This window comes from Streptomyces sp. 891-h, from assembly GCF_022760275.1.
Lineage (GTDB): Bacteria > Actinomycetota > Actinomycetes > Streptomycetales > Streptomycetaceae > Streptomyces > Streptomyces spirodelae.
In genome coordinates, this window is sequence record NZ_CP050693.1 from 1,797,451 (window position 1) to 1,819,091 (window position 21,641).

22 protein-coding genes are annotated in these 21,641 nt (G+C 71.4%); 10 read left to right on the plus strand and 12 right to left on the minus strand.

Translation table 11 applies throughout. The features are described from left to right. The first annotated feature begins 80 nt into the window (after positions 1-80). The 5 genes from HC362_RS07600 to HC362_RS07620 all read left to right on the plus strand — a co-directional run bounded on the left by HC362_RS07600 (position 81) and on the right by HC362_RS07620 (position 4,506). Positions 81-413, plus strand: a complete 333-nt coding sequence (locus HC362_RS07600; protein ID WP_243083159.1) for a hypothetical protein — start codon at positions 81-83, stop codon at positions 411-413. 44 nt (positions 414-457) lie between these two features. Beyond that, positions 458-682 carry a hypothetical protein gene (locus tag HC362_RS07605; protein WP_243088418.1) on the plus strand — a complete coding sequence of 75 codons (225 nt, stop codon included), beginning with the start codon at positions 458-460 and terminating at the stop codon, positions 680-682. Between the two features lie 130 nt (positions 683-812). Continuing rightward, positions 813-1,577, plus strand: a complete 765-nt coding sequence (locus tag HC362_RS07610) for a response regulator transcription factor (RefSeq protein WP_279240074.1) — start codon at positions 813-815, stop codon at positions 1,575-1,577. Between the two features lie 23 nt (positions 1,578-1,600). Continuing rightward, positions 1,601-3,235, plus strand: coding sequence for a HAMP domain-containing sensor histidine kinase (locus HC362_RS07615; RefSeq protein WP_279240075.1), 1,635 nt, complete (start codon positions 1,601-1,603; stop codon positions 3,233-3,235). Between the two features lie 26 nt (positions 3,236-3,261). Continuing rightward, positions 3,262-4,506 (plus strand): glycosyltransferase, encoded by a 1,245-nt coding sequence (locus HC362_RS07620; RefSeq protein WP_243083160.1) that lies wholly within the window; start codon positions 3,262-3,264, stop codon positions 4,504-4,506. A gap of 168 nt (positions 4,507-4,674) precedes the next feature. On the opposite strand, the gene HC362_RS07625 is transcribed toward HC362_RS07620, so the two are convergent. Then, positions 4,675-5,169, minus strand: coding sequence for a phospholipase (locus HC362_RS07625; RefSeq protein ID WP_243083161.1), 495 nt, complete (start codon positions 5,167-5,169; stop codon positions 4,675-4,677). 104 nt (positions 5,170-5,273) lie between these two features. Further along, entirely contained in the window at positions 5,274-5,996 is a 723-nt protein-coding gene (locus HC362_RS07630) for a TetR/AcrR family transcriptional regulator (protein WP_243083162.1), read from the minus strand. 92 nt (positions 5,997-6,088) lie between these two features. On the opposite strand from HC362_RS07630, the gene HC362_RS07635 reads away from it, so the two are divergent. Continuing rightward, complete coding sequence (locus HC362_RS07635; RefSeq protein ID WP_243083163.1) at positions 6,089-7,084, plus strand: MBL fold metallo-hydrolase; 996 nt, start codon at positions 6,089-6,091, stop codon at positions 7,082-7,084. 84 nt (positions 7,085-7,168) lie between these two features. Then, a complete protein-coding gene (locus HC362_RS07640; RefSeq protein WP_243083164.1) occupies positions 7,169-8,074 on the plus strand; it encodes an NADP-dependent oxidoreductase in 906 nt (301 codons plus the stop codon). A gap of 30 nt (positions 8,075-8,104) precedes the next feature. On the opposite strand, the gene HC362_RS07645 is transcribed toward HC362_RS07640, so the two are convergent. Beyond that, positions 8,105-9,460, minus strand: coding sequence for a TRAM domain-containing protein (locus HC362_RS07645; protein WP_243083165.1), 1,356 nt, complete (start codon positions 9,458-9,460; stop codon positions 8,105-8,107). Between the two features lie 81 nt (positions 9,461-9,541). Further along, positions 9,542-11,692 carry an APC family permease gene (locus HC362_RS07650; protein ID WP_243083166.1) on the minus strand — a complete coding sequence of 717 codons (2,151 nt, stop codon included), beginning with the start codon at positions 11,690-11,692 and terminating at the stop codon, positions 9,542-9,544. A gap of 69 nt (positions 11,693-11,761) precedes the next feature. On the opposite strand from HC362_RS07650, the gene HC362_RS07655 reads away from it, so the two are divergent. After that, positions 11,762-12,421: a TrkA family potassium uptake protein gene (locus HC362_RS07655; RefSeq protein ID WP_243083167.1), complete on the plus strand. Its 660-nt coding sequence runs from the start codon at positions 11,762-11,764 to the stop codon at positions 12,419-12,421. Then, the gene (locus tag HC362_RS07660; protein ID WP_243083168.1) at positions 12,418-13,077 is read left to right on the plus strand and encodes a TrkA family potassium uptake protein; all 660 of its coding nucleotides are present in this window, start codon (positions 12,418-12,420) and stop codon (positions 13,075-13,077) included. Before HC362_RS07655 ends, HC362_RS07660 begins: the two co-directional genes overlap by 4 nt. Positions 13,078-13,123: 46 nt before the next feature. On the opposite strand, the gene HC362_RS07665 is transcribed toward HC362_RS07660, so the two are convergent. The 8 genes from HC362_RS07665 to HC362_RS07700 form a co-directional block, all read right to left on the minus strand. Then, positions 13,124-14,107, minus strand: a complete 984-nt coding sequence (locus HC362_RS07665; RefSeq protein WP_243083169.1) for a DUF3048 domain-containing protein — start codon at positions 14,105-14,107, stop codon at positions 13,124-13,126. Positions 14,108-14,203: 96 nt separating this feature from the next. Further along, the gene (locus HC362_RS07670; RefSeq protein WP_243083170.1) at positions 14,204-14,953 is read right to left on the minus strand and encodes a DUF3159 domain-containing protein; all 750 of its coding nucleotides are present in this window, start codon (positions 14,951-14,953) and stop codon (positions 14,204-14,206) included. A 3-nt stretch (positions 14,954-14,956) separates the two neighbouring features. Then, entirely contained in the window at positions 14,957-15,361 is a 405-nt protein-coding gene (locus HC362_RS07675) for an OB-fold nucleic acid binding domain-containing protein (protein ID WP_243083171.1), read from the minus strand. Between the two features lie 160 nt (positions 15,362-15,521). Then, entirely contained in the window at positions 15,522-16,208 is a 687-nt protein-coding gene (locus HC362_RS07680; protein WP_243083172.1) for a response regulator, read from the minus strand. A gap of 31 nt (positions 16,209-16,239) precedes the next feature. After that, positions 16,240-18,927 (minus strand): ATP-binding protein, encoded by a 2,688-nt coding sequence (locus HC362_RS07685; protein ID WP_243083173.1) that lies wholly within the window; start codon positions 18,925-18,927, stop codon positions 16,240-16,242. Between the two features lie 204 nt (positions 18,928-19,131). Further along, on the minus strand, positions 19,132-19,932 hold the full coding sequence (locus tag HC362_RS07690) for a DUF3710 domain-containing protein (protein ID WP_243083174.1): 801 nt from the start codon (positions 19,930-19,932) through the stop codon (positions 19,132-19,134). Between the two features lies 1 nt (position 19,933). Beyond that, positions 19,934-20,506: a dUTP diphosphatase gene (dut, locus tag HC362_RS07695; RefSeq protein WP_243083175.1), complete on the minus strand. Its 573-nt coding sequence runs from the start codon at positions 20,504-20,506 to the stop codon at positions 19,934-19,936. Further along, entirely contained in the window at positions 20,503-21,105 is a 603-nt protein-coding gene (locus HC362_RS07700; RefSeq protein ID WP_243083176.1) for a PaaI family thioesterase, read from the minus strand. Before HC362_RS07700 ends, dut begins: the two co-directional genes overlap by 4 nt. A 57-nt stretch (positions 21,106-21,162) precedes the next feature. Between HC362_RS07700 and HC362_RS07705 the strand changes: the two genes are divergently transcribed. Next, the gene (locus HC362_RS07705; RefSeq protein ID WP_243083177.1) at positions 21,163-21,630 is read left to right on the plus strand and encodes a DUF3093 domain-containing protein; all 468 of its coding nucleotides are present in this window, start codon (positions 21,163-21,165) and stop codon (positions 21,628-21,630) included. Positions 21,631-21,641: the final 11 nt, after the last annotated feature.

The following is a 21,641-nucleotide window of genomic DNA, read 5'->3' on the forward strand; positions in this document are numbered from 1 at the left end:
CATCACGCACGGTAGTCCAGACGGTGCACTCCGGGCGGCGAAATATCAGAACAAACTCTGAAATGTTCAGGAGCCCCCTCATGGCAAGCCCTCAGCAAGCCGACCGCGACGAGAACGCAAACGAGAACGAACTCCAGGGCTGGACGGCGGGCCGGACCCCGGCCGGGGCCGTCAAGGTGCGGGAGGCGGTGGAGGCGCGCGACGCCTTGGCCGAGGCCCTCACTCGCGCGGGCATCCAGCTCCCCGCGATGGACGTGCGCACTCCGTGGCGCGACGCCATCGAAGGCCGCGACGAGGAGCCCGAGGCGCACTCGGCGACGGCGGCCCGGTACGCCCTCGTACATCTCGGCGTCTGCTCCGCCTCCGTCGCCTTCGCGCTGGCGGCCGTGATCGCACGCGGTGCCGAGCGGTGACAAGCGGACGAACGGAGCCACAGGCGCCCGCCACCACCACGCCCGTGGAGCCGATCGTCGGTTCGACCGTACGGGACCTCAGCAGTTCCCGGGTCGGCGTCGTGATGGCGCGGGAGGGTCCCTTCCTCCAGCTCCGGCCGCTCGGGGGCGGTCGGGAGTGGGACGCGGGCCCCGACCGCGTCCAGCTCCTGACCCACGCCGAAGTGCTGAGCGCACGTGTCGCGGAGCTGAACGCGCGCAGTCGGAAGGCACTCGGCATCGGCGGGTGAGCCCGCCGTGACGGACGGCCCCGCGCGAGCTAGCCCCGCGCCAGCGAGCCAGGCGCCAGCGAGCCGCCTTCTCAGCCGTCCCCCAGCCCTTTCACAGGGTTCTCTCAGGTTCGGCGTGCAGGCTGCGGGCATGGACGAGAAGGCGGGTTCCGGTGCGCGTGCTGGTGCGCTGGAGCAGGAGCCGTTGCGGCGGCCGGATGGCAGCCCCGTGCGGATTCTGGTGGTCGATGACGAGCCGTCGCTCACGGAGCTGCTGTCGATGGCTCTGCGGTACGAGGGCTGGCAGGTGCGGGCCGAGGGCGGTGGGGATGCGGCCGTGCGTGCCGCGCGGGAGTGGCGGCCGGATGCCGTGGTGCTCGATGTGATGCTGCCCGATGTGGACGGGCTGACCGTGCTCAGGCGGCTGCACGCGGTGACGCCGGGGATTCCGGTGCTGTTCCTGACCGCGCGGGACGCGGTCGAGGACCGGATCGCTGGGCTGACGGCGGGCGGGGACGACTATGTGACCAAGCCGTTCAGCCTGGAAGAGGTGATCGCGCGGCTCCGGGGACTGCTGCGGCGTGCTGGTGCCACCGCTGCAGGGCAGCCGTCGTCCCTGCTGGTGGTCGGTGACCTGACCCTGGACGAGGACACCCACGAGGTGACGCGGGGCGGAACGGAGATCCAGCTGACCGCCACCGAGTTCGAGCTGCTGCGCTATCTGATGCGCAATCCGCGCCGGGTGTTGAGCAAGGCCCAGATCCTGGACCGGGTGTGGTCCTACGACTTCGGCGGTCAGGGCAACGTCGTGGAGCTCTACATCTCGTATCTGCGGCGGAAGATCGACGCGGGGCGGTCCCCGATGATCCACACACGGCGTGGGGCCGGCTATCTGCTCAAGCCCGCCGCCGAGTGAGGGAAGAGCGAAGGAACACGGACATGTCCCGGTTCTTCGGCCGGCTTTGGGACCGGTTGCGGGCCCGGCTGCGGATGCGCCGCTCCCTGCGGGCCCGGCTGGTGTTCTCGGCGGTGGCGATGATCGCCGTGGTGGCCGCGGTGATCGGTACGGTGACGACGATCGCCCTGCACACGTATCTGTACCAGCAGCTCGACAACCAGCTCACAGACGTCTCCTTCCGCGCCGCCGGACCGGGGCCCCCGGGCCATCCGCGGCCGCCGGGGCTGGAGAAGCTGCGCTTCCTGGAGGTCGGCGGGCAGCCGGTGGGCACCATCGGAGCCTTTGCCGAGGAGTCCGAGAAGGGCACCTCCGACCGCGCGTCCGACCGCACCTCCGACCGCGCATCCAGCCGCGCGTTCGACTCCGCGGCGCGCAGCGTGCAGCAGAAGCCGGCCGACGGCAGGCCCGGCGTCGGCATCCGGCCGTTGAGCAGCGAGCAGTCCGCGGCGCTCGCCGCGGTGCCGCGGGACGGCCGGCCGCACACGGCCGACCTGCCGCAGCTGGGCAGCTACCGGGTGACCTCCGTACACGTGGCGGACGGCACGCTGCTGGTCGGCCTGCCGACCGCCTCGGTGGACGACACGATCAGCACCCTGGTCGTGGTCGAGGCGTGTGTGGCCGGCGCCGGGCTGTTGGGTGCCGGGCTCGCGGGCGCGGCGTCGGTACGGGTCGCACTGCGGCCGCTGCGGCGGATGGCGCACACCGCGACGCGGGTCTCCGAACTGCCGCTGCACAGCGGCGAGGTGCGGCTGCGCGAGCGGGTACCGGTGCGGGACACCGACCCGGAGACGGAAGTCGGACAGGTCGGCGCAGCCCTCAACCGGATGCTCGGGCACGTCGGATCGGCCCTCGCGGCTCGGCACGACAGCGAGCAGCGGCTGCGCCGGTTCATCGCCGACGCCAGCCACGAGTTGCGTACCCCACTGGCGTCGATCCGCGGGTACGCGGAGCTGTCGCGCCGGAAGCAGGGCGACCCGCCTCCCGGTTCGGCTTCGCACGCGGGGGCGGACACCGGATACGCGCTGCAACGGATCGAGTCCGAGGCCGTACGCATGACGGGGCTGGTGGAGGATCTGCTGCTGCTGGCGCGGCTCGATGCGGGGCGCCCGTTGGAGCGCCGCCCGGTGGACGTCTCCGCGCTGGTGGTCGACGCGGTCAGCGACGCGCGGGTGGCCGGGTCCGAGCATGTGTGGCGGCTGGAAATGCCCTCGTCGCCGCTGTCGGTGACGGGCGACGAGGGGCGGCTGCGGCAGGTGCTGGCCAATCTGCTGGCCAACGCCCGTACCCACACCCCACCCGGGACAACCGTCACCACCCGACTCGCGCTCGACGGCGAACAGGTCGAGGTGCGGGTCGTGGACGACGGTCCCGGTATCGCCGCGGACGTACAGGAGCGGGTCTTCGAACGGTTCGCGCGGGGTGACGCCTCGCGCTCCCGTCACCATGGCAGCACCGGGCTCGGGCTGGCGATCGTGGCCGCCGTGGTGGCTGCGCACCAGGGCGACGTCCGGGTCGTCAGCCGTCCGGGCCGCACCGTGTTCACCGTACACCTGCCCGCGAGTTGTGCCGGCTCCGACAGCTCACAGGCGCCTCACAGCCTGGCCACACCGGGCTGACAGGCCCGCCCGCGACGGTCGGTCGCATGAGCGTTCAAACCGATCTCACCGCGGGCGGTGCCCTTCCGGCCCGCCGTCATCTGCCGTCCCGGACGCCCACCACCGTGCTGGACGTGGTGGTGCCCGTCTACAACGAGGAGGCGTCCCTGGGGCCCTGCGTCCGGCGGCTGCACACCTTCTTGACCCGCCACTTCCCCTACGGCTTCCGCATCACCGTCGCGGACAACGCCAGCCGGGACCGCACCCAGGAGGTGGCACGCGAGCTGGTGGAGGAGTTCGACTCCGTCTCGCTGGTACGTCTGGAGGAGAAGGGGCGGGGGCGCGCCCTGCGCACTGTGTGGGCCGCCTCCGACGCTCCGGTGCGCGCCTATATGGACGTCGATCTGTCCACCGACCTCAACGCGGTACTGCCCCTGGTAGCACCACTCATCTCCGGCCACTCCGATGTCGCCACAGGCACCCGGCTGGCCTCCGGTTCGCGTGTCGTACGCGGCCCGAAACGCGAGGTTCTCTCGCGCGGGTACAACCTGCTGCTGCGCGGTTCGCTGGCCGCCCGGTTCTCGGACGCACAGTGCGGCTTCAAGGCCGTACGCGGGGAGGTGGCGGACCGGCTGCTGCCCCTGGTGCAGGACAACGGCTGGTTCTTCGACACCGAGTTGCTGGTACTGGCCGAGCGTGCCGGGCTGCGCATCCACGAGGTGCCCGTCGACTGGGTGGACGACCCGGACTCGCGCGTCGACATACTGCGCACCGTGACCGACGACCTCAAGGGTGTCTGGCGGGTCGGACGGGCGCTTGCGAGCGGGGCGCTGCCGCTCGACCGGCTGCGCCGCCCGTTCGGCGACGACCCACGCGACCGTCACCTCGCCGACGTGCCCGGCGGGCTGCCCCGGCAGCTCATCGGCTTCTGCCTCGTCGGCGCGCTGAGCACGCTGCTGTATCTGGCGCTCTACTCACTGCTCCGGCAGGGCATGGGCGCCCAGGCTGCCAATGCGCTCGCCCTGCTGCTGTCGGCGCTCGGGAACACCGCCGCGAACCGGCGGCTCACCTTCGGCGTACGCGGCCGGGAACGCGCCGTACGCCATCAGGCCCAGGGGCTGCTCGTGTTCGGCGTCGGTCTGGCGCTGACCAGTGGTTCGCTCGCCGCGCTGGACACTGCCGCGGCCGGTGCTCCGCACAGCGCCGAGTTGGCCGTCCTCGTCTGCGCCAACCTCGCCGCCACGGTGCTGCGGTTTCTCCTCTTCCGCGCCTGGGTCTTCACCCGCAAGTGAGGGGCGCCCCCTCAGGGGCGCGCGGGGAACTGTGCCACCAGCCACGAAGCACGCGCATCCGGCATCCGGCAACAGCCCAACGGCGGGTTCCCGCCGCAACGGCACCGCCGGGTTCGACCCCGGTGCTTGCGTACCGCTGCGGTGGGGAAAGGGTGCCCCGCTAGCGCATCAGGAGCCGCCGGCGGCGGCAGCCGCCTTGTCGGCGCCCTTCAGGCCAAAAATATCGACGGCGTGGTAGTAGGTCCACGCCGTCGAGTTGCAGGCGGCTTTCGTCGCCCCGGAGTACCGGTTGCACACTCTCTTGAGATCTTCGTAGAACGCGGAGTCGATTCGGGACTTGTTGGCGGAGAAGGCGCCGATCGCCTTGTAGTTGCGGTAGCCGAAGTCGTGGCGGGCGCAGGCGTTCTGGAACGGGAAGCCGAACGGGTTGTCAGGCGATGAACTGCAGTAGTCCGTCGACCAGTCGAACCCGTACGCCGCCCAGTCGCCCTGGTTCTGCCGGGCGGCGTACCAGGCGTTGTAGCTCGACGCGCTGGTCTGCGTCCACGAGCTGAGGACCTGCAGTTTGTCGGCGGGGGCTGCCGAAGCGGAGCCGGCCGGGACGAGTACGGCGGGAAGCGCCAGAGCGGCGGCGGTGAGCGGGACAGCGTAACGGCGGCGCATTCTCATGAAACCTCCGAGGGGGACGAGCCCGATGCCCCGGCCAGGTGGGGTTCGCCGGGGACATGCCAAGCTTGCCAGTCCCGCACGCCCGTGAACAGATTCGTTCAACTGTCAATTGAGCGGGGTTCGTTGGCCTCTCCAGGCGCCGCCGTACCGAAGCGTACGGCGGCCTGGTGCTCGGTGTGCGCCGACTGCGGGGCCGGCCACGGCAGGGGCGGTGCCGTCTCCGTCGTCAGGCCGCGGACGACGGCGCGGACGACGCGTTCGGCCTCCCGGTCGATCTCCTGCGTGCCGTCGAGTCGCATCAGCCCGTCGATGAGCAGCGTGGCGAGTCCGTGCACGGCTGCCCAGACGACGAACTCGGCGCCCTCGCGGGCCGATGCGGTCAGGCCGCCGCTCGCGTGGAGCCGGTCGAGCTCGGCGGCGAGCACATCGTGGGGGTGCGGCGAGACGGCGCTCTCGGAGTCCGTCACCCCCGCGCCGAACACCAGTCGGGCGACGGCCGGGTCCTCAACAGCCCAGCGGACGTAGCCCCGGCCGACGGCGACGATCCGCCGCAGCGGATCGTCCTCGGTGGCGTCGTACGACGCCCGTCCGGCGGCCTCACTCATACGTGTCCCGAGCCGCGCGAGCACCCGCTCGGACACCGCACGCACCAGTACGTCACGGGAGGCGAAGTGGTGGTACGCGGCGCTCGGACTGACCCCCACCCGAGCGGACGCCTCCCGCAACGACCAGCCCTGGGCGCCGCGTTCGCGGACCAGCGCCTCGGCGGCGTCCAGCAGTGCGGTCCGCAGGTCTCCGTGGTGGTAGCGCCTTCTCGCCATGTCGGCGATCTTAGCAGTGTTCAGATCCTTGCTATGCTCGCCGCACAAGACAATCTGAACACTGCTCAGACCGCTGACAGACCGGAGCCGTCATGTGCGCTGTCGAACCCTCCCCGAGCACGACCGACACCGAGCCGCCACAGCCGCCGGGCCCGCAGGCCGGGCACGCACCGCCCGACATACGGAGCGCACCGGCACCCCTCGTGCGGGGCGAACCGGTGCGGATTGCCGACGGGGTCCATGTGATCCCCGACAACCGGGTGCCACTCGTCCCGAACATCGGCATCGTGGTCGGCGACGACGCCGCGCTGGTCATCGACACGGGGGCCGGACCGCGCAATGGCGCCTACGTCCTCGACCAGGCCAAGCGGCTGGCCGGTGACCGGCGGCTCTACCTGACCACGACCCACTTCCATCCCGAACACGCTTTCGGCGCCCAGGTGTTCAAGGGAGTGGCCACCATCGTCTGCAACCGCGGCCAGCGCGACGAGCTGTGCCGCAAGGGCGCCGGCTACCTCGACATGTTCAGGGGCCTCGGCCCGCACATCGCGGCGCAGCTGGAGGGTGTCGAATTCGTCGACCCGGACATCGTTCACGACGGCCGTGCCGAGATCGACCTCGGAGGGCACCGGGCGACGCTCCGCGCCGTCGGCCCCGCGCACACCGCCTCCGACCAGACCGTACTGATCGACGACTCCGTCCTGTTCGGCGGCGACCTGTTCGAGACCCGTATGTTTCCGATCGCCCCCTACTTCCCACCCCACGACACCGATATCGACGCCCACCGCTGGATCACGGTGCTCGACCAACTCCTCACCCTGGACGCCGGGATCGTCGTACCCGGCCATGGCGAGGTGACCGACAGCTCGCTGCTCCGCGACGTACGCGACTACCTCCGCCATGTCCGCGACGAGACGGAGCGCCTCCGCGCGACGGGCGTCCCGGCCGACGAGGCGGCCGCAGTCCTGGAGAAGGCCGTGCGGGCCCGCTGGGCCACCTGGGAGAACCCCGAGTGGATCAGCTTCACCGTCCACGCCTTCTACCAGGAAGGCCACCAGGCCGGGCGCCGGGCCGAGCGTCCACGCTAGGCAATTGGGGCCTGCGGGTGGGAATGCTGTGATCAGCACGTCGGTTGGATCACGCGTCAGCAGTAGTCGTGTGAAGGACTCTCCGTGCGAGCTGTACAGATCGATCGCTTCGGCGCACCCGACGTCCTCGGCCTTGTCGAGGTTCCCCAGCCCGAGCCAGGGCCTGGGGAGGTCCTGATCAGGACCGTCGCCACCAGTATCAATCCCGTTGACGACAAGACGCGGGAGGGAGCCATCGGTGAGGGTGCACCGCCGCTGCCGATGAGACTCGGATGGGACTTGGCCGGCATCGTGGTCGACCCGGGCGACAGCGGCTTCCGCACCGGGGAGCGCGTGATCGCGATGTCGCACCACCTCAGCTCGGGCCGCGGGACGTGGGCCGAGCTGGTTGCCCTTCCGGCGGAGGCAGTGGCCGCAGCACCGCAGGCGGCCAGCCTGCTGGAGGCTGCCACTCTCCCGCTTCCGGGGCTGACGGCCTTGCAGACACTGGACTGGCTCGAGGCATCCGCAGGCCAGCGGCTGCTGATTGCCGGTGCCGCCGGCGCGGTCGGTGGGTCGGCGCTGCAGATCGCCCACGCACGAGGCGTCGAAGTCGATGCCCTGGTCTCACGGGACGCCCAGGCCACCTTCGCCCGTGACCATGGTGCCGACTTCGTCACCACCGATCGCGACGGCTTTGAGGACCGGGGCTACGACGCGGTCTTCGACACCTTCGGGGCCTTCCTCACCGAGGCCGTGGCCGACGGCGGCCGGTACGCATCGGTCGCCACGCAAGCGGGCCCGGTCCCCGACCTGTCCGCACGCGGTGCCCGTACGACCGTCAACCAGGTGCGTGAGGACGGAACGGGGCTGGGCGAGCTGACCAAGCTCGTCGACGAAGGCTCCTTGCGGTTGCGTGTGCACGCCACCTTCGGTCTCCACGAGATCGAGGCCGCGCACGAACGCTTCCTCGCCGGGAGCCTGGCCGGAAAGATCGTCGTCGCCTTCTGAGCCACCTCTGCGGTCGGGCGCGTGAGTGGCTCAGCTGCCCTTCTCCGCCGGCTCCAGGATCGCCACGCACTCCATGTGCTGCGTCATCGGAAAGAGGTCGAAGGCGCGGAGGAAGCGGGGGCGGTAGCCCGCGGTGGAGAAGTAGGAGAGGTCGCGGGCGAGGGCGGCCGGGTCGCAGGCGACGTAGGCGATGCGGCGGGGGCCCAGCCCTGCGATGTGGTCCACGAGTTGCTTGCCGGCGCCCGTGCGGGGCGGGTCGAGGACGACCAGGTCGGCCTCGGTGATGCCGGTGCGGGGCAGGACCTTTTCGACCTTGCCGTGTTCGATGCGTACGCGCGGGAAGTCGGCGAGGTTCTTACGGGCGTCAGCCACCGCCCGCTTGCCCGCCTCGATGCCGAGCACCGCGCCCTTCTCGCCGATGCGGTCGGCCAGCGCTCCGGCGAACAGGCCGACGCCGCAGTACAGGTCGAGCGCGGTCTCGCCCTTGCGCGGGGTCAGGCCGCGCATCACGGCGTCGACGAGCAGGTCGGCGGCCTGCGGGTGCACCTGCCAGAAGCCGCCCTCGCCCACGCGCCAGGTGCGGCCGTCGGCACGCTCGCGTACGAAGTCGCGGCCGTGTACGCGGTGTACGGCGCGGTCCTTCTCACCGACCCGGAGTACGGAGACCTCCCGGTTCAGCTCCACGATGGGGAGCCGGCCCCCGGGGCGCGGGGTGAGGACGACCTGCCGGTCGGCCGAGCCGGTGGCGGCGATGGCGTCGACGGTGGCGATCTGCGGCCACTCGCGCTCCTCGATGCCCAGCTCTTCGACGGCCGGCGCGGCGATCAGGCAGTGGTCGATGCGCTGGACCTCGTGCGAGCGGTGCTTGAGCAGCCCGGCGTGGCCCTCGTCGTCGATGGTGTAGCGCATCCGGGTGCGCCAGGCCGGCACCTCGCCGGGGGCGACCTTGTCGCCGGGTGCGGGCTCGACAGTGCCGTCCCAGGAGACGTCCTCAGGGGTCATACCGGCCAGCCGCTGCAACTGTTCGGCCAGCACGTCGGCCTTCAGTCGGCGCTGCGCGCCGGGCTTGACGTGCTGCCAGTCGCAGCCGCCGCAGCGCCCGGGGCCCGAGAAGGGGCAGGGCGCCTCGACGCGGTCCTTGGAGGCCTCCAGCACCCGCACGGCGTCGGCCCGCAGGAAGCGGGAGTCGGCACGGCCCTCGGTCACCCGCGCGACGGCCCGCTCGCCGGGCAGTGTGTGCCGTACGAAGAGCACCTGGCCGCTCTCCGTGCGGGCGACACAGTGGCCGCCGTGCGCCACCGGGCCGACCTCGACCTCGTACTCCTCCCCCACCAGGGAGGGAGCGAGCTGGTCTGAGGCGCTGGCGGACGCGCTGGCTTCGGGCATCGGTGAGTGGCTCCAAGAAAGAGGTGCGGAGGGGGAGGGGCGTGAGGGGCCGGCCGGCGGTCGTGGCCGCAGCCGTCCAGTCTACTTCCCGCGCTGCCGGGTCAGACTGCCCGCCGGTCCCGGTCCGTTTCCGGGGCCTTTGCCGCCCTTCCCCTGCTTGCTCTTGCCGTCCTTGCCGTCCTTCTGCGACTTGCCGTCCTTCTGGGACTTGCGCGGCTGGATGACGGGGCCACGGCGCACGGAGCCCGGCGCGTTCCACTGTTCGCGCCGCCTGGCCCGCTTCTTGGCCAGCTCGGAGGATTCGAGCTGGTAGGGGACGGAGGTGACCATGACGCCGGGCGTGAACAGCAGCCGGCCCTTGAGCCGCAGCGCGCTCTGGTTGTGCAGCAGGTGCTCGTACCAGTGGCCGACCACGTACTCCGGGATGAAGACGCTCACCACATCGCGGGGCTGCTCCTGGCGGAGCCGCTTCACGTAGGCGATGACCGGCCGGGAGATCTCCCGGTAGGGCGAGTCGAGGATGGTGAGCGGGATGTCGATGTCGCTCTCGTCCCACTCCCTGCGCAGCTGCTCGGTCTCCGCCTGGTCCATGTTGACGGTGACGGCCTCGAGGGTGTCCGCGCGCAGCAGCTTGGCGTAGCGCAGCGCCCGCAGCGTCGGCTTGTGGATCTTGGATACGAGCACGAACGAGTGCACCCGCGAGGGGCGCAGCTTCGCCTCGCCCGGGTCCTCGGCCGCGAGCTCCTCGGCGACCCCGTCGTAGTGCCGGCGGATGCCGGTCATCAGGGCGTAGAACAGCGCCATGCCCACCAGGGAGACCCAGGCTCCGTGGGAGAACTTGGTCACCAGCACCACCACGAGCACCAGCCCGGTGAAGAAGGCGCCGAAGGTGTTGATGGCCCGCGAGCGGTACATGTGGCGGCGGCGCGAGCGGTCGGTCTCGGTGGTCAGCAGCCGGTTCCAGTGCCGGACCATGCCGGTCTGGCTGAGCGTGAAGGAGACGAACACGCCCACGATGTACAGCTGGATCAGCCGGGTGGAATCGGCTCCGTAGACCACCACGAGTATCGTCGCCGCGCCCGCCAGCAGCACGATGCCGTTGGAGAAGGCCAGCCGGTCGCCGCGGGTGTGCAGCTGACGCGGCAGATAGCGGTCCTGCGCCAGGATCGAGCCGAGCAGCGGGAAGCCGTTGTAGGCGGTGTTGGCGGCCAGGAACAGCACCAGCGCGGTGGCCGCAGCCAGATAGACGAACGGGAGCGTCCCGTCGCCGAACACGGCCGCCGCCACCTGCGAGATGACCGGGTTCTGGGTGTAGTCGGCGCCCGCCGGCCGGCCGTCGATCAGCAGGTCCTTGGCCGGGTTCTCGGCCATCCGGACGTGGGTGGCGAGCGCCAGCGCGATCACGCCGCAGAACATGGTGACCGCGATCAGCCCCATCATGGCCAGCGTGGTCGCCGCGTTCTTCGGCTTGGGCTTGCGGAAGGCGGGCACGCCGTTGCTGATCGCCTCGACGCCGGTCAGCGCCGCACAGCCGGAGGAGAAGGCGCGCAGCAGCAGGAAGGCCAGCGCGAAGCCCGCGATGCCCGACTGCTCGGTGTGGATCTCGTAGTCGGCGGTGGGAGCGCGCATCTCGTCGCCCAGGATGACGCCGCGCACCACTCCCCAGACCAGCAGTCCGAAGACGCCGACGACGAAGCAGTAGGTCGGTACGGCGAACAGCTTGCCGGACTCCCGTACGCCCCGCAGGTTCATCAGCGTCAGCAGCACGATCACCGCGACCGCGCAGAGCGTCTTGTGCTCGACGACGAAGGGGATGGCCGAACCCAGGTTCTCCACTCCGGAGGAGATCGAGACGGCCACGGTCAGCACATAGTCGACCAGCAGCGCGCTGGCGACGGTGAGACCCGCCCTCCGGCCGAGGTTGGTCGTCGCGACCTCGTAGTCGCCGCCGCCGCTCGGATAGGCCCGGACATTCTGCCGGTAGGAGGCCACCACTGTGAACATCAGCACGACCACCGCGACGGCGATCCACGGGCTGAAGCTGTAGGCGGAGACCCCCGCCACCGAGAGGACCAGCAGTACCTCGCCCGGCGCGTACGCGACCGAGGACAGCGGATCCGAGGCGAAGACGGGGAGAGCGAGACGCTTGGGAAGGAGCGTCTCGCCGAGCCTGTCGCTGCGGAGAGCCCTCCCGAGGAGAAGTCGTTTCGGTACGTCGGTCATCCTGGACACGCAGAGGATCGTATGCGGTCAGTCGTGCGATGCTGAGACGGCCCGCTGTACGGGACGAAGGGACGGGCGTTGCACATTGTGATCATGGGCTGCGGACGAGTAGGAGCGGAGCTCGCGCAGACCCTGGAGCGACAGGGCCATACGGTCGCGGTCATCGACCGTGACCCCACCGCATTCCGGCGCCTTGGCTCGGGCTTCGGCGGCCGCCGGGTCACAGGCATCGGCTTCGATCAGGACACCCTGCGCGAGGCCGGGATAGAGGAAGCGGGAGCGTTCGCCGCGGTCAGCAGCGGCGACAACTCCAACATCATCGCGGCCCGGGTGGCACGTGAGATGTTCGGCACAACGCACGTGGCCGCACGCATCTACGACCCGCGGCGCGCCGAGGTCTACCAGCGGCTGGGCATTCCCACGGTGGCGACCGTGCGCTGGACCGCCGACCAGATGCTGCGCAGGCTGCTGCCGTCCGGCTCCGAGCCGCTGTGGCGCGACCCGAGCGGCACGGTGCAGCTCGCCGAGGTGCACACCTCCGCAGCGTGGGTCGGCGAGCGCGTCAGCAAGCTCCAGGAGGAGGCGGGTGTGCGCATCGCCTTCCTCACCCGGCTGGGCGAGGCCATACTGCCCACGTCCCAAACGGTCCTCCAGGAAGGCGACCTGGTGCATGTGATGATGCGCTGCGACGAGGTCGCACGGGTCGAGGAGATTTTCACTGGGGGGCCGGAGTCGTGAGGGTCGCTATTGCCGGAGCGGGCGCCGTGGGTCGCTCCATCGCGGGCGAACTGCTGGAGAACGGGCACGAGGTGCTGCTCATCGACAAGGCGCCGACGGCCATCTCGGTCGAACGGGTGCCGCAGGCGGAGTGGCTGCTGGCGGACGCCTGCGAGATCACCTCGCTCGACGAGGCGGCGCTGGAGCGCTGCCATGTGGTGATCGCCGCGACGGGTGACGACAAGGTCAACCTGGTGGTCTCCCTGCTGGCCAAGACGGAGTACGGGGTGCCGCGGGTCGTGGCCCGGGTCAACAACCCGAAGAACGAGTGGCTGTTCAACGAGTCCTGGGGCGTGGATGTCGCCGTCTCGACGCCGCGCCTGATGTCGGCGCTGGTCGAGGAGGCGGTCAGCGTCGGCGATCTGGTGCGGCTGCTGCGCTTCTCGCAGGGTGACGCGAACCTCGTCGAGTTGACGCTGCCTCCGGAGTCCACCCTGGCCGGCACCCGGGTGGGCGATGTGAGCTGGCCGGAGGACACCTCGCTGGTGACGATCATCCGGGGCTCCCGGGTGCTGACGCCGGACCAGGACGACGTCCTGGAGGCCGGTGACGAGCTGCTGTTCGTCGCCGCGCCCGCACGCGAGGAACAGCTGGAGGAGCTGCTCTCGGCGCGCTGAGAGGCGGCCCTGCTGACAGGCCGGCCCCTCAGCCCCTCCCCCGGCTTCAGCCCTTCTTCTCCACCAGCGCGATCCACACCTGGCCGCGCGCGAAGGGCAGGCGGCGCCCTCCTTCCGCCTCGGTGAAGGTGGTGCCGCCACTCGCCGAGGGCCGGGACCAGTGCGCCTCGTACGCCTTGCCGTCCCGCAGCACCAGCGCGTCGCCCGAGCCCACCGTCTCGGTGTACGGGGTGACGCTGCCGGAGCTGTCGTGGAAGCGGGAGGAGCGCACGGTCACGTACTGGATCACTACGGTGGCGGGCGCGAGCCGTCCGTCGCCGCGGGAGCGTGCCGGGGCGCCGTCCATCGCCACCAGCCAGCGGCGGCGGTCGGCGGACCAGGTGAAGGTGGTGCGGGCCGCGGGGTAGCGGACGGTCTCCTGGTCCGTGGCCGTGCCGCCCTTGGGCGCGGCACCGAACCGGAAGCCGATGTCGCGGGGCGCGGAGGCGTCGTCGGCGGCCCGCTCGGCACGGCGCGCCTTGAGGTAGAGGTTGTGCGGGGCGCGGCGGCCGGGGTCGCGCTCGTAGCCGTCGGTCAGCTCGCCGGGTGACAGCGGGAGCAGCGGGGCCGCCTTCAGGGTGGGCAGGAGCTTGCCCTGTACGCCGGAGAAGGCCAGCGCGGGCCGGTCGAACTGGCGCAGCAGCTCGATGTCGGACTCGCGGGCGCTGCGGACGGGCCCGACGGTGGCGGGGATGTCGGAGGCGAAGACGGCGAGTATGCGGCTGAGGCCCGCCTCGACCTGCTCGGTGTAGACGATGTCGGCGTGCTGGAGCCCGGTCTGCGGACGTGCAGCGGCCACGTTGTCGACCTTCACGGCCAGTACGTGCTCGCCCGTGCGCCGCTCCCCGGTGAACGGGGACGCGTCGTCGTCGCCACCGGGCCCGCAGGCGGCGGCGAGGAGGCCGCCGGTGCCGGCCGCCAGCGCGGTGCGCAGCACGGCTCTGCGGGGCGCTCGGTGGGCGGGCTGCTCGCGTCGGGTGGACTCTTCCATGCCGCATCGCCTCCGTCCCGCCGAGAGTAGCGGCCGCGGCCGGTGCGGAACCGGCGGACACACTCGCCGCGCCGCAAGCGCTCAGCGCGAGCGCTCTCAGGAGTTGGTGGCCTTCGCTGCCGCCTTCTCGGCCTTGGCGGCCTCTTCCTCGGCTTCCATCTCCGCGATGACGTTGATCGGCGGCGGCGCCTTGGCCAGGAAGATCCAGGTGAGGTAGACCGCCAGCAGGAACGGCGGGATCTTCAGGATGACCGTCACCCAGCCGAACTGTGTGGTGTCGCCCCAGAAGTAGAGCGGAAAGAGCACGGCGGACTTGCCGAGCAGGATGAACCCCCAGGCGTAACTCGCCTTGGTGTACGCCTTCTTACGGCCGGGGTTGCGCTTGCGCCAGGACAGGTTCTCCTTGAACACCGGGCCGAGCACCAGCCCGAGCAGGGGCACGCCCGCCAGCGAGGTGACGATGTAGGCGAGCGCCAGCCCGAGCGTGTAGAGCATGCCGGGCAGATAGAAGTCCTTGGCGTTCCCGGTCATCATCGCGAAGAGCACACCGAAGCCGACGCCGAAGATCCCGCTGAACGCGTGCTTGACGGTGTCCTTGCGCAGCAGCCGGACGACGACCATCACACCGGAGATCACCAGTGCGGTGATGGCGGCGAGGTGGATGTCCTTGTTCACCGTGTACATCGCGATGAACAGCAGGCCGGGCACGGTCGTCTCGACCAGGCCCCGCACGCCGCCGAACGCCTCGAACAGCGCGGCTTCCGTCACCGCGTGCGATCCGGTCTCACCGGCCGGCCGGCCGGCCGGCTCCTCCGCTTCGGTCGTCCGCTTGTCGGGAGAGGTCACCCGCTACTCCTGTCCGAGGGGTCGCAGCTCGTATTTGGGGTTGAACAACACGGGACGGCCGTGGTTGACGGTGATCCGCCCCCAGGCGATCAGCTTGCGGCCCGGCTCGATCCCCGCGATGGAGCGGCGGCCCAGCCAGACGACGTCCAGCGAGGCCGAGCCGTCGAACAGTTCGGCCTCCAGGGTGGGCACTCCGGCGCGTGGCCGCAGGGTCACGGTGCGCAGCGTACCGGTTACCCGCACCATCTCGCGGTCGGTGCATTCGGAGATGCGGGCACATCCCGTGTCCTCGGATTCCTCACGCAGCTCGGCCGAGCGCAGGTCCTCCTCCGAGGAGGAGAGCCGTTCCAGGAACCTTCGGAACCGCCCGCTTCCCGTGCCCCGCTGCTCTCGGGTGGCGCCAGTCATAACCGCCAGGGTACCGCCGGACGGCCGCCCGTCTCCCCCACCCGTGCTACGTCCTTCCCGCCGTGCTCGGGCAGTCTCGAGCCTTGTGTCACTTCTCGAACCGATACCCCATCCCCGCCTCCGTCACGCTGCATTTCCCCGGGGGACAACCCCCGCCCCCTCACTTCTCGAACCGGTACCCCATCCCCGCCTCCGTCACGAAGTGCCGAGGGTGCGAGGGGTCGGCTTCCAGCTTGCGGCGGAGCTGGGCCATGTAGACGCGCAGATAGTTGGTCTCGGTGCCGTACGAGGGCCCCCAGACCTCCTTCAGGAGCTGTTTCTGGCTCACCAGCCGGCCGGGGTTGCGCACCAGGACCTCCAGCAGGTGCCACTCGGTGGGGGTGAGCCTTACGTCGCCGCCGTCGCGGTGGACCTTCTTCGCCGCCAGGTCGACGGTGAAGGAGTCGGTCTCGATGACGCCCGCGCCGTCCGGCATCCCCGCCGGGGGCTCGGCGCGCCGGACGGCCGCGCGCAGCCGCGCGAGCAGTTCGTCCATGCCGAACGGCTTGGTGACGTAGTCGTCGGCCCCCGCGTCCAGCGCCTCGACCTTCTCGTCCGAGGTCTGCCGCGCGGAGAGCACCAGGATCGGTATCCGGGTCCAGCCGCGGATGCCGCGGATGACGTCCACGCCGTCCATGTCGGGCAGGCCGAGGTCCAGGACGATGGCGTCGGGGTGCCGGTCGGCGGCGAGCCGCAGCGCGGTCGCGCCGTCCTGCGCGGCCTCCACCTCGTATTTGCGTGCCTTGAGGTTGATCACGAGGGCACGGACGATCTGCGGTTCGTCGTCGACCACGAGCACCCGGTGCATGCTGGTTTCCTCTCGATTCCGTTGTGGCCGCTCAGGCGCCGGAGCGCTGCGGCTGGGGACGCGGCACGGGCTGGGACGGGCCCGGCCGCGGCGCGCCCGGCTGTGTCGGAGCCGGTGTGCCGGTCCGCGCGGACGGGCGGGCGCGTACGGGCCCCCGGCTGTGTGCCGCGCGCAGGGTGAGCACCATGGTCATCCCGCCACCCGGGGTGTCCTCGGCCTCCAGGGTGCCGCCCATCGCCTCGGCGAAGCCGCGGGCTACGGCGAGGCCGAGCCCGACGCCGGCGCCGCCGGGGGCGTCGCCGTAGCGCTGGAAGGGCTCGAAGATGCGGTCCTTGTCGCTGTCGGGCACACCGGGACCGCGGTCGGTGACGCGGACCTCGACCCGGTCGGCCAGCGCGCTCGCCCGCACCAGCACCTTCTTGCCCTCGGGGCTGTACTTGACCGCGTTCTCCACCAGATTGGCGACGGTCCGCTCCAACAGCCCGGGGTCGACGGCGATCAGCGGCAGCGCCTCGGCGACGGCCAGCCGCACACTGCCGTCGGGCACCCCGCCCAGCGCCTTGGGCACGACCTCTTCCAGGCTGATGTCCTTGATGTGCGGCTTGACGGTGCCGGTCTGCAGCCTGGACATGTCCAGCAGGTTGCCGACCAGGTTGTCGAGCTTGTCCGCGCCCTCCTCGATGGCCCGCAGCAGCTCCGCCTCGTCCTCCGCCGACCACTCCACATCGCCCGAGCGCAGCGAGGAGACGGACGCCTTGATGGCGGCCAGCGGGGTGCGCAGATCGTGCGAGACGGCGGCCAGCAGCGCGGTGCGGATGCGGTTTCCCTCGGCCAGTTCGCGTGCCTGTTCGGCCTCGCCCAGCAGGCGCTGCCGGTCCAGCGCTCCGACGGCCTGCGCGGCGAAGGCGGCGAGCACCCGGCGGTCCTCGGCGGGCAGCACCCGCCCGGAGAGCACCAGCATCATGTTGTCGCCGACGGGCATGTCGGTGTCGCCGTCCTCCGGGGTGGCCGGCGGCCTGCCGGACGCGGTGGCGCCGACGCTTCCGGCGCAGGTCCAGGCGGCCCGCTCGTCGGTCCGCTCCAGCAGCGCCACACAGTCCATGGCGAAGGTCTCGCGCACCCGCTCCAGCAGCGCGTCGAGGCTGGGCCAGGCGCCGGGTGTGCCGGTGCCGTGGCGGCTCTCGCCGCGCAGCACGCTGCCGGCCAGGGTGGAGAGGATCTCCGATTCGGCGCGCAGCCTGGCCGCCTGCTGGGTGCGGCGGGCCGCGAGGTCGACGACCGAGGCGACGGCGACGGCCACGGCGAAGAAGACGGCGAGCGAGACGATGTTGCGGCCGTCGCTGATGGTCCAGGTGCGGACGGGTTCTGTGAAGTAGTAGTTCATCAGCGCCGAGCACACGGCGGCCGAGGCGAGCGCGGGCAGCAGCCCGCCCACCAGTCCGGCGGCCACGGTCAGCACCAGGAAGAGCAGGACGTCGTTGGTGAAGCCGATGCCGGGGTCACCGGCCAGCATCAGGAACGTCAGCAGCGAGGGTGCCGCGAAGGCGGTCAGCAGGCCGGCGACGACGCGTCCCGTGCCCAGCCGGGCGGCGCGCGCCCCGGGCAGCCCGCGGCCCCTGGCGACCTCCTCGTGGGTGACGATGTGCACGTCCAGGTCCGGGCCCGAGTCCCGGGCCACGGTGGCGCCGGCCCCGGGGCCGAAGACGTACTGCCACGTCTTGCGGCGCGAGGAGCCGAGCACGATCTGCGTGGCGTTGACACCGCGCGCGAACTCCAGCAGCGCCTGGGGCACGTCGTCCCCGATGACGTGGTGGTAGGTGCCGCCCAGGTCCTCGACGAGGGTGCGCTGGTCGGCGAGTTCCTTCGGGGAGGCCGAGGTGAGCCCGTCGGCCCGGGAGATGTGGACGGCCAGGATCTCGCTGCCCGAGCCCTTGGCCGCCATCCGGGAGGCACGGCGGATGAGGGTGCGCCCCTCGGGCCCGCCGGTGAGGCCGACGACGATCCGCTCGCGGGCCTGCCAGGTGGAGCGTATGCGGTGCTCGGTGCGGTACTGCTGGAGGTATTCGTCGACCCGGTCGGCCGTCCACAGCAGTGCGAGCTCGCGCAGGGCCGTCAGGTTGCCGGGGCGGAAGTAGTTGGACAGCGCGGCGTCGACCTTGTCCGGCGCGTAGATGTTGCCGTGCGCCATCCGGCGGCGCAGCGACTGCGGTGACATGTCGACCAGCTCGATCTGGTCGGCGCGCCGCACCACCTCGTCCGGCACGGTCTCGCGCTGCCGTACGCCGGTGATCGACTCGACCACGTCACCGAGCGACTCCAGATGCTGGATGTTGACGGTGGAGACGACGTCGATCCCCGCCGCCAGCAGCTCCTCCACGTCCTGCCAGCGCTTGGCGTTCCGCGAGCCGGGCACGTTGGTGTGGGCCAGCTCGTCCACGACGGCCACGGCGGGGCGGCGTGCGAGCACCGCGTCGGTGTCCATCTCGGTGAGCACGGCACCGCGGTAGGTGAGCTCACGGCGCGGGATCTGTTCGAGCCCGTGCAGCAGCACCTCGGTACGCGGCCGGTCGTGGTGCTCGACGAACCCGACCACCACGTCGGTGCCCCGCTCCACCCGGCGGTGCGCCTCGGACAGTACGGCGTACGTCTTGCCGACGCCGGGCGCAGCGCCGAGGAAGACCCGCAGTCGGCCCCGCCGCGCTTGTGCTCCAGACGACATGCCTCCCATTGTCACCGCTCCCGGGGCGCGACCGGCCGCCGAAGGGCCGGGGGGACGTCAGAGTTCCGTATGGATCCCGGACGGCGGCGGTCCTGACCAGGCCGGAGGGGGGGGCAGGAGCGCGACGGCGGCCGGACCCGTGACAGGGCCCGGCCGCCGAAAGAGCCGCCGAAAGTCTGTGCGCCGCGGCGGGTGCGCTGTGCGTTACCGGACCTCGGAGATCTCCGGTCCGCGCTGGAGCTTGTCCAGGCCGCCCGCGAAGCGGGAGCCTTCCTCGACCGTCTCCTGCTGCACACCGTCCGGCACCATCTGCGCGTCCTCCGGCAGCTTGAGGACGATGGGGTCACGCGGAGCCATCGGCCCGTCGCCGCGCACCACGACCGTGTCCCGGAAGATCTGCTCCAGCACCCCCGCGGCCTGCGGCTGCACCGCGCCCTGGCCCGAGATCACACCCCGCAGGAACCACCGCGGGCCGTCCACGCCGACGAACCGTACGACCTGGACGCCGCCCGTGCCGTCGGGCAGCTGCACCGGCACCTGGGCCCGCAGCTCCCAGCCGAGGGGGCCCTCGACCTCGTCGATGACACCGCCCTGCTGCGTGATGCCGGAGGCGATCTCCTCGCGCACCTCGTCCCAGATGCCCTCGCGCTTGGGCGCGGCGAAGGCCTGGAGCTGAACGGCGCTGTCCTGGAGCACGACGGTCGCCGCGACGATCGCGTCGCCCGCGACCTCGACCCGCAGCTCCATTCCCTCGACACCGGGGATGAACAGGCCGCCCAGATCGACCCGCCCGGAGGCGGGCTCGGTGACCTCTTCGATGTCCCAGGGGCCGTCCGGCCGGGGCGCCGGGGGCAGCTTGACGCGGGTCTCGCCGGTCTCGGTCATGTCACCGGAGTCGGCTTCCACGCTGTCCTGCGGCTCGTCCTGGCCGTCCTGTTCCGTCTCGAACTCGTCCGAGGTGCCCTTCTGGGGCGTTTCGCTCTTCTTGCGACGACGTCCGAACACGTCACTGTCCTCTCAGGTCGGAAGCTCGATCGGCACCGACCGCAACGTAATCCTTCTGCTGTGCGGCTGTCTGCCGGGTGGCGCCCGGCTCGTCGGCGGAGGCTGTCCGCTGGGCCGGGCCGGCTGCCGCGTGACCGCCCGTGGAGCCGAATCCGCCCGTGTCCCGTGCCGAGCCGGGCAGCTCCTCAACCTCGCGGAAACGCACCTTCTCCACCTGCTGGACGACGAGTTGGGCGATACGGTCGAACCGCTCGAACCGCACAGCCTCGCGCGGATCCAGATTGGCCACGATCACCTTGATCTCACCACGGTACCCGGCATCCACCGTTCCCGGTGCATTCACCAGCGAGACGCCGCAGCGGGCCGCGAGACCGGAACGCGGGTGGACGAACGCGGCGTAGCCGTCCGGGAGGGCGATGGAGACTCCGGTCGGCAGCACGGCCCGCTCCCCCGGTGCCAGCCGTGCGCTCCTGGTGGTCACCAGATCACAGCCGGCGTCGCCGGGGTGCTGGTAGGAGGGCACCGGCACCTCGGGGTCGACGCGGCGCAGCAGTACCTCGACGCTCTCGTTCACGGGTTCACCTCGAAGGCACGTGCGCGCCTGATCTGGTCGGGGTCGTCCATGGCAGCGCGGATCTCCTCCTCGCGGCCGTTCTCGATGAAGTGCTCGACCTTCACCTCGATGAAGAGGGCGTCGGCACGCACGGCAACCGGCCCGTCGGGACCGCCGATCCTGCCGGTGGCCGTGGAGTAGATCTTGCGCCCGTGCACCGCGGTGACATGGGCCTCGATGTGCAGCAGCGTGTCCAGCGGGACGGGTTGCAGGAAGTCGGTCTCCAGCCGGCCCGTCACGGCGATCACATGCATCAGCCAGCCCAGCGAGCCCAGCGTCTCGTCCAGCGCGGTGGTCAGCACCCCGCCGTGCGCGAGCCCGGGAGCGCCCTGGTGGGCGGGCTGCACCGTGAACTCGGCGGTGACGCTCACCCCTTCACCGGCCCGCGCCGCCAAGTGCAGGCCGTGCGGCTGCCCCCCGCCGCAGCCGAAGCACATGTCGTAGTGGGCGCCCAGGGGCTCGCCGGGCGCGGGAGCCTCGGGATGGCGGACCGGAGGTACGGCGTCGGGCGGCGGCACCAGGGACGACTTCGGGGGACCGGGGGGATTGACTGCACTCACGGGTGCAGACCTTACCGCCGTGCGGGCTGCGAAGCGGCGCCGTGCCAAGCTGGACGCATGGTTTCCGCGCCCCCGCCCTACGACGAACGCCTGACCGCTCCCCGGTCCTGGTGGCTGATCGCCGCCGGTATCGGTGTGGCGTGCGCACTGGTGCTGTTCCCCTTCAGCCCCCTGCCGCTGCTGTGCGGGCTGGTGGGCGGTACCGCGCTGGCGGCTGTGTGCGTGAGCGCGTACGGCGGCGTCCGGGTGCGGGTGGTGGCAGGCTCGCTGGTCGCGGGTGAGGCGCGTATCCCCGTCTCGGCGCTGGGCGAGGCCGAGCCGCTGGACGCCGAGGCGGCGCGCGCGTGGCGTACGTACAAGGCGGACACCCGTGCGCACATGGTGCTGCGCGGCTACGTCCCGACGGCGGTGCGGATACCGGTGACCGACCCCGACGACCCGACGCCGTACGTCTACGTCTCCACCCGGCACCCGGAGCGGCTGGCCGCGGCGCTGCGCGCCGCCCGTGCGGCTTCCACGTCCTAGTCCTGAGGCTG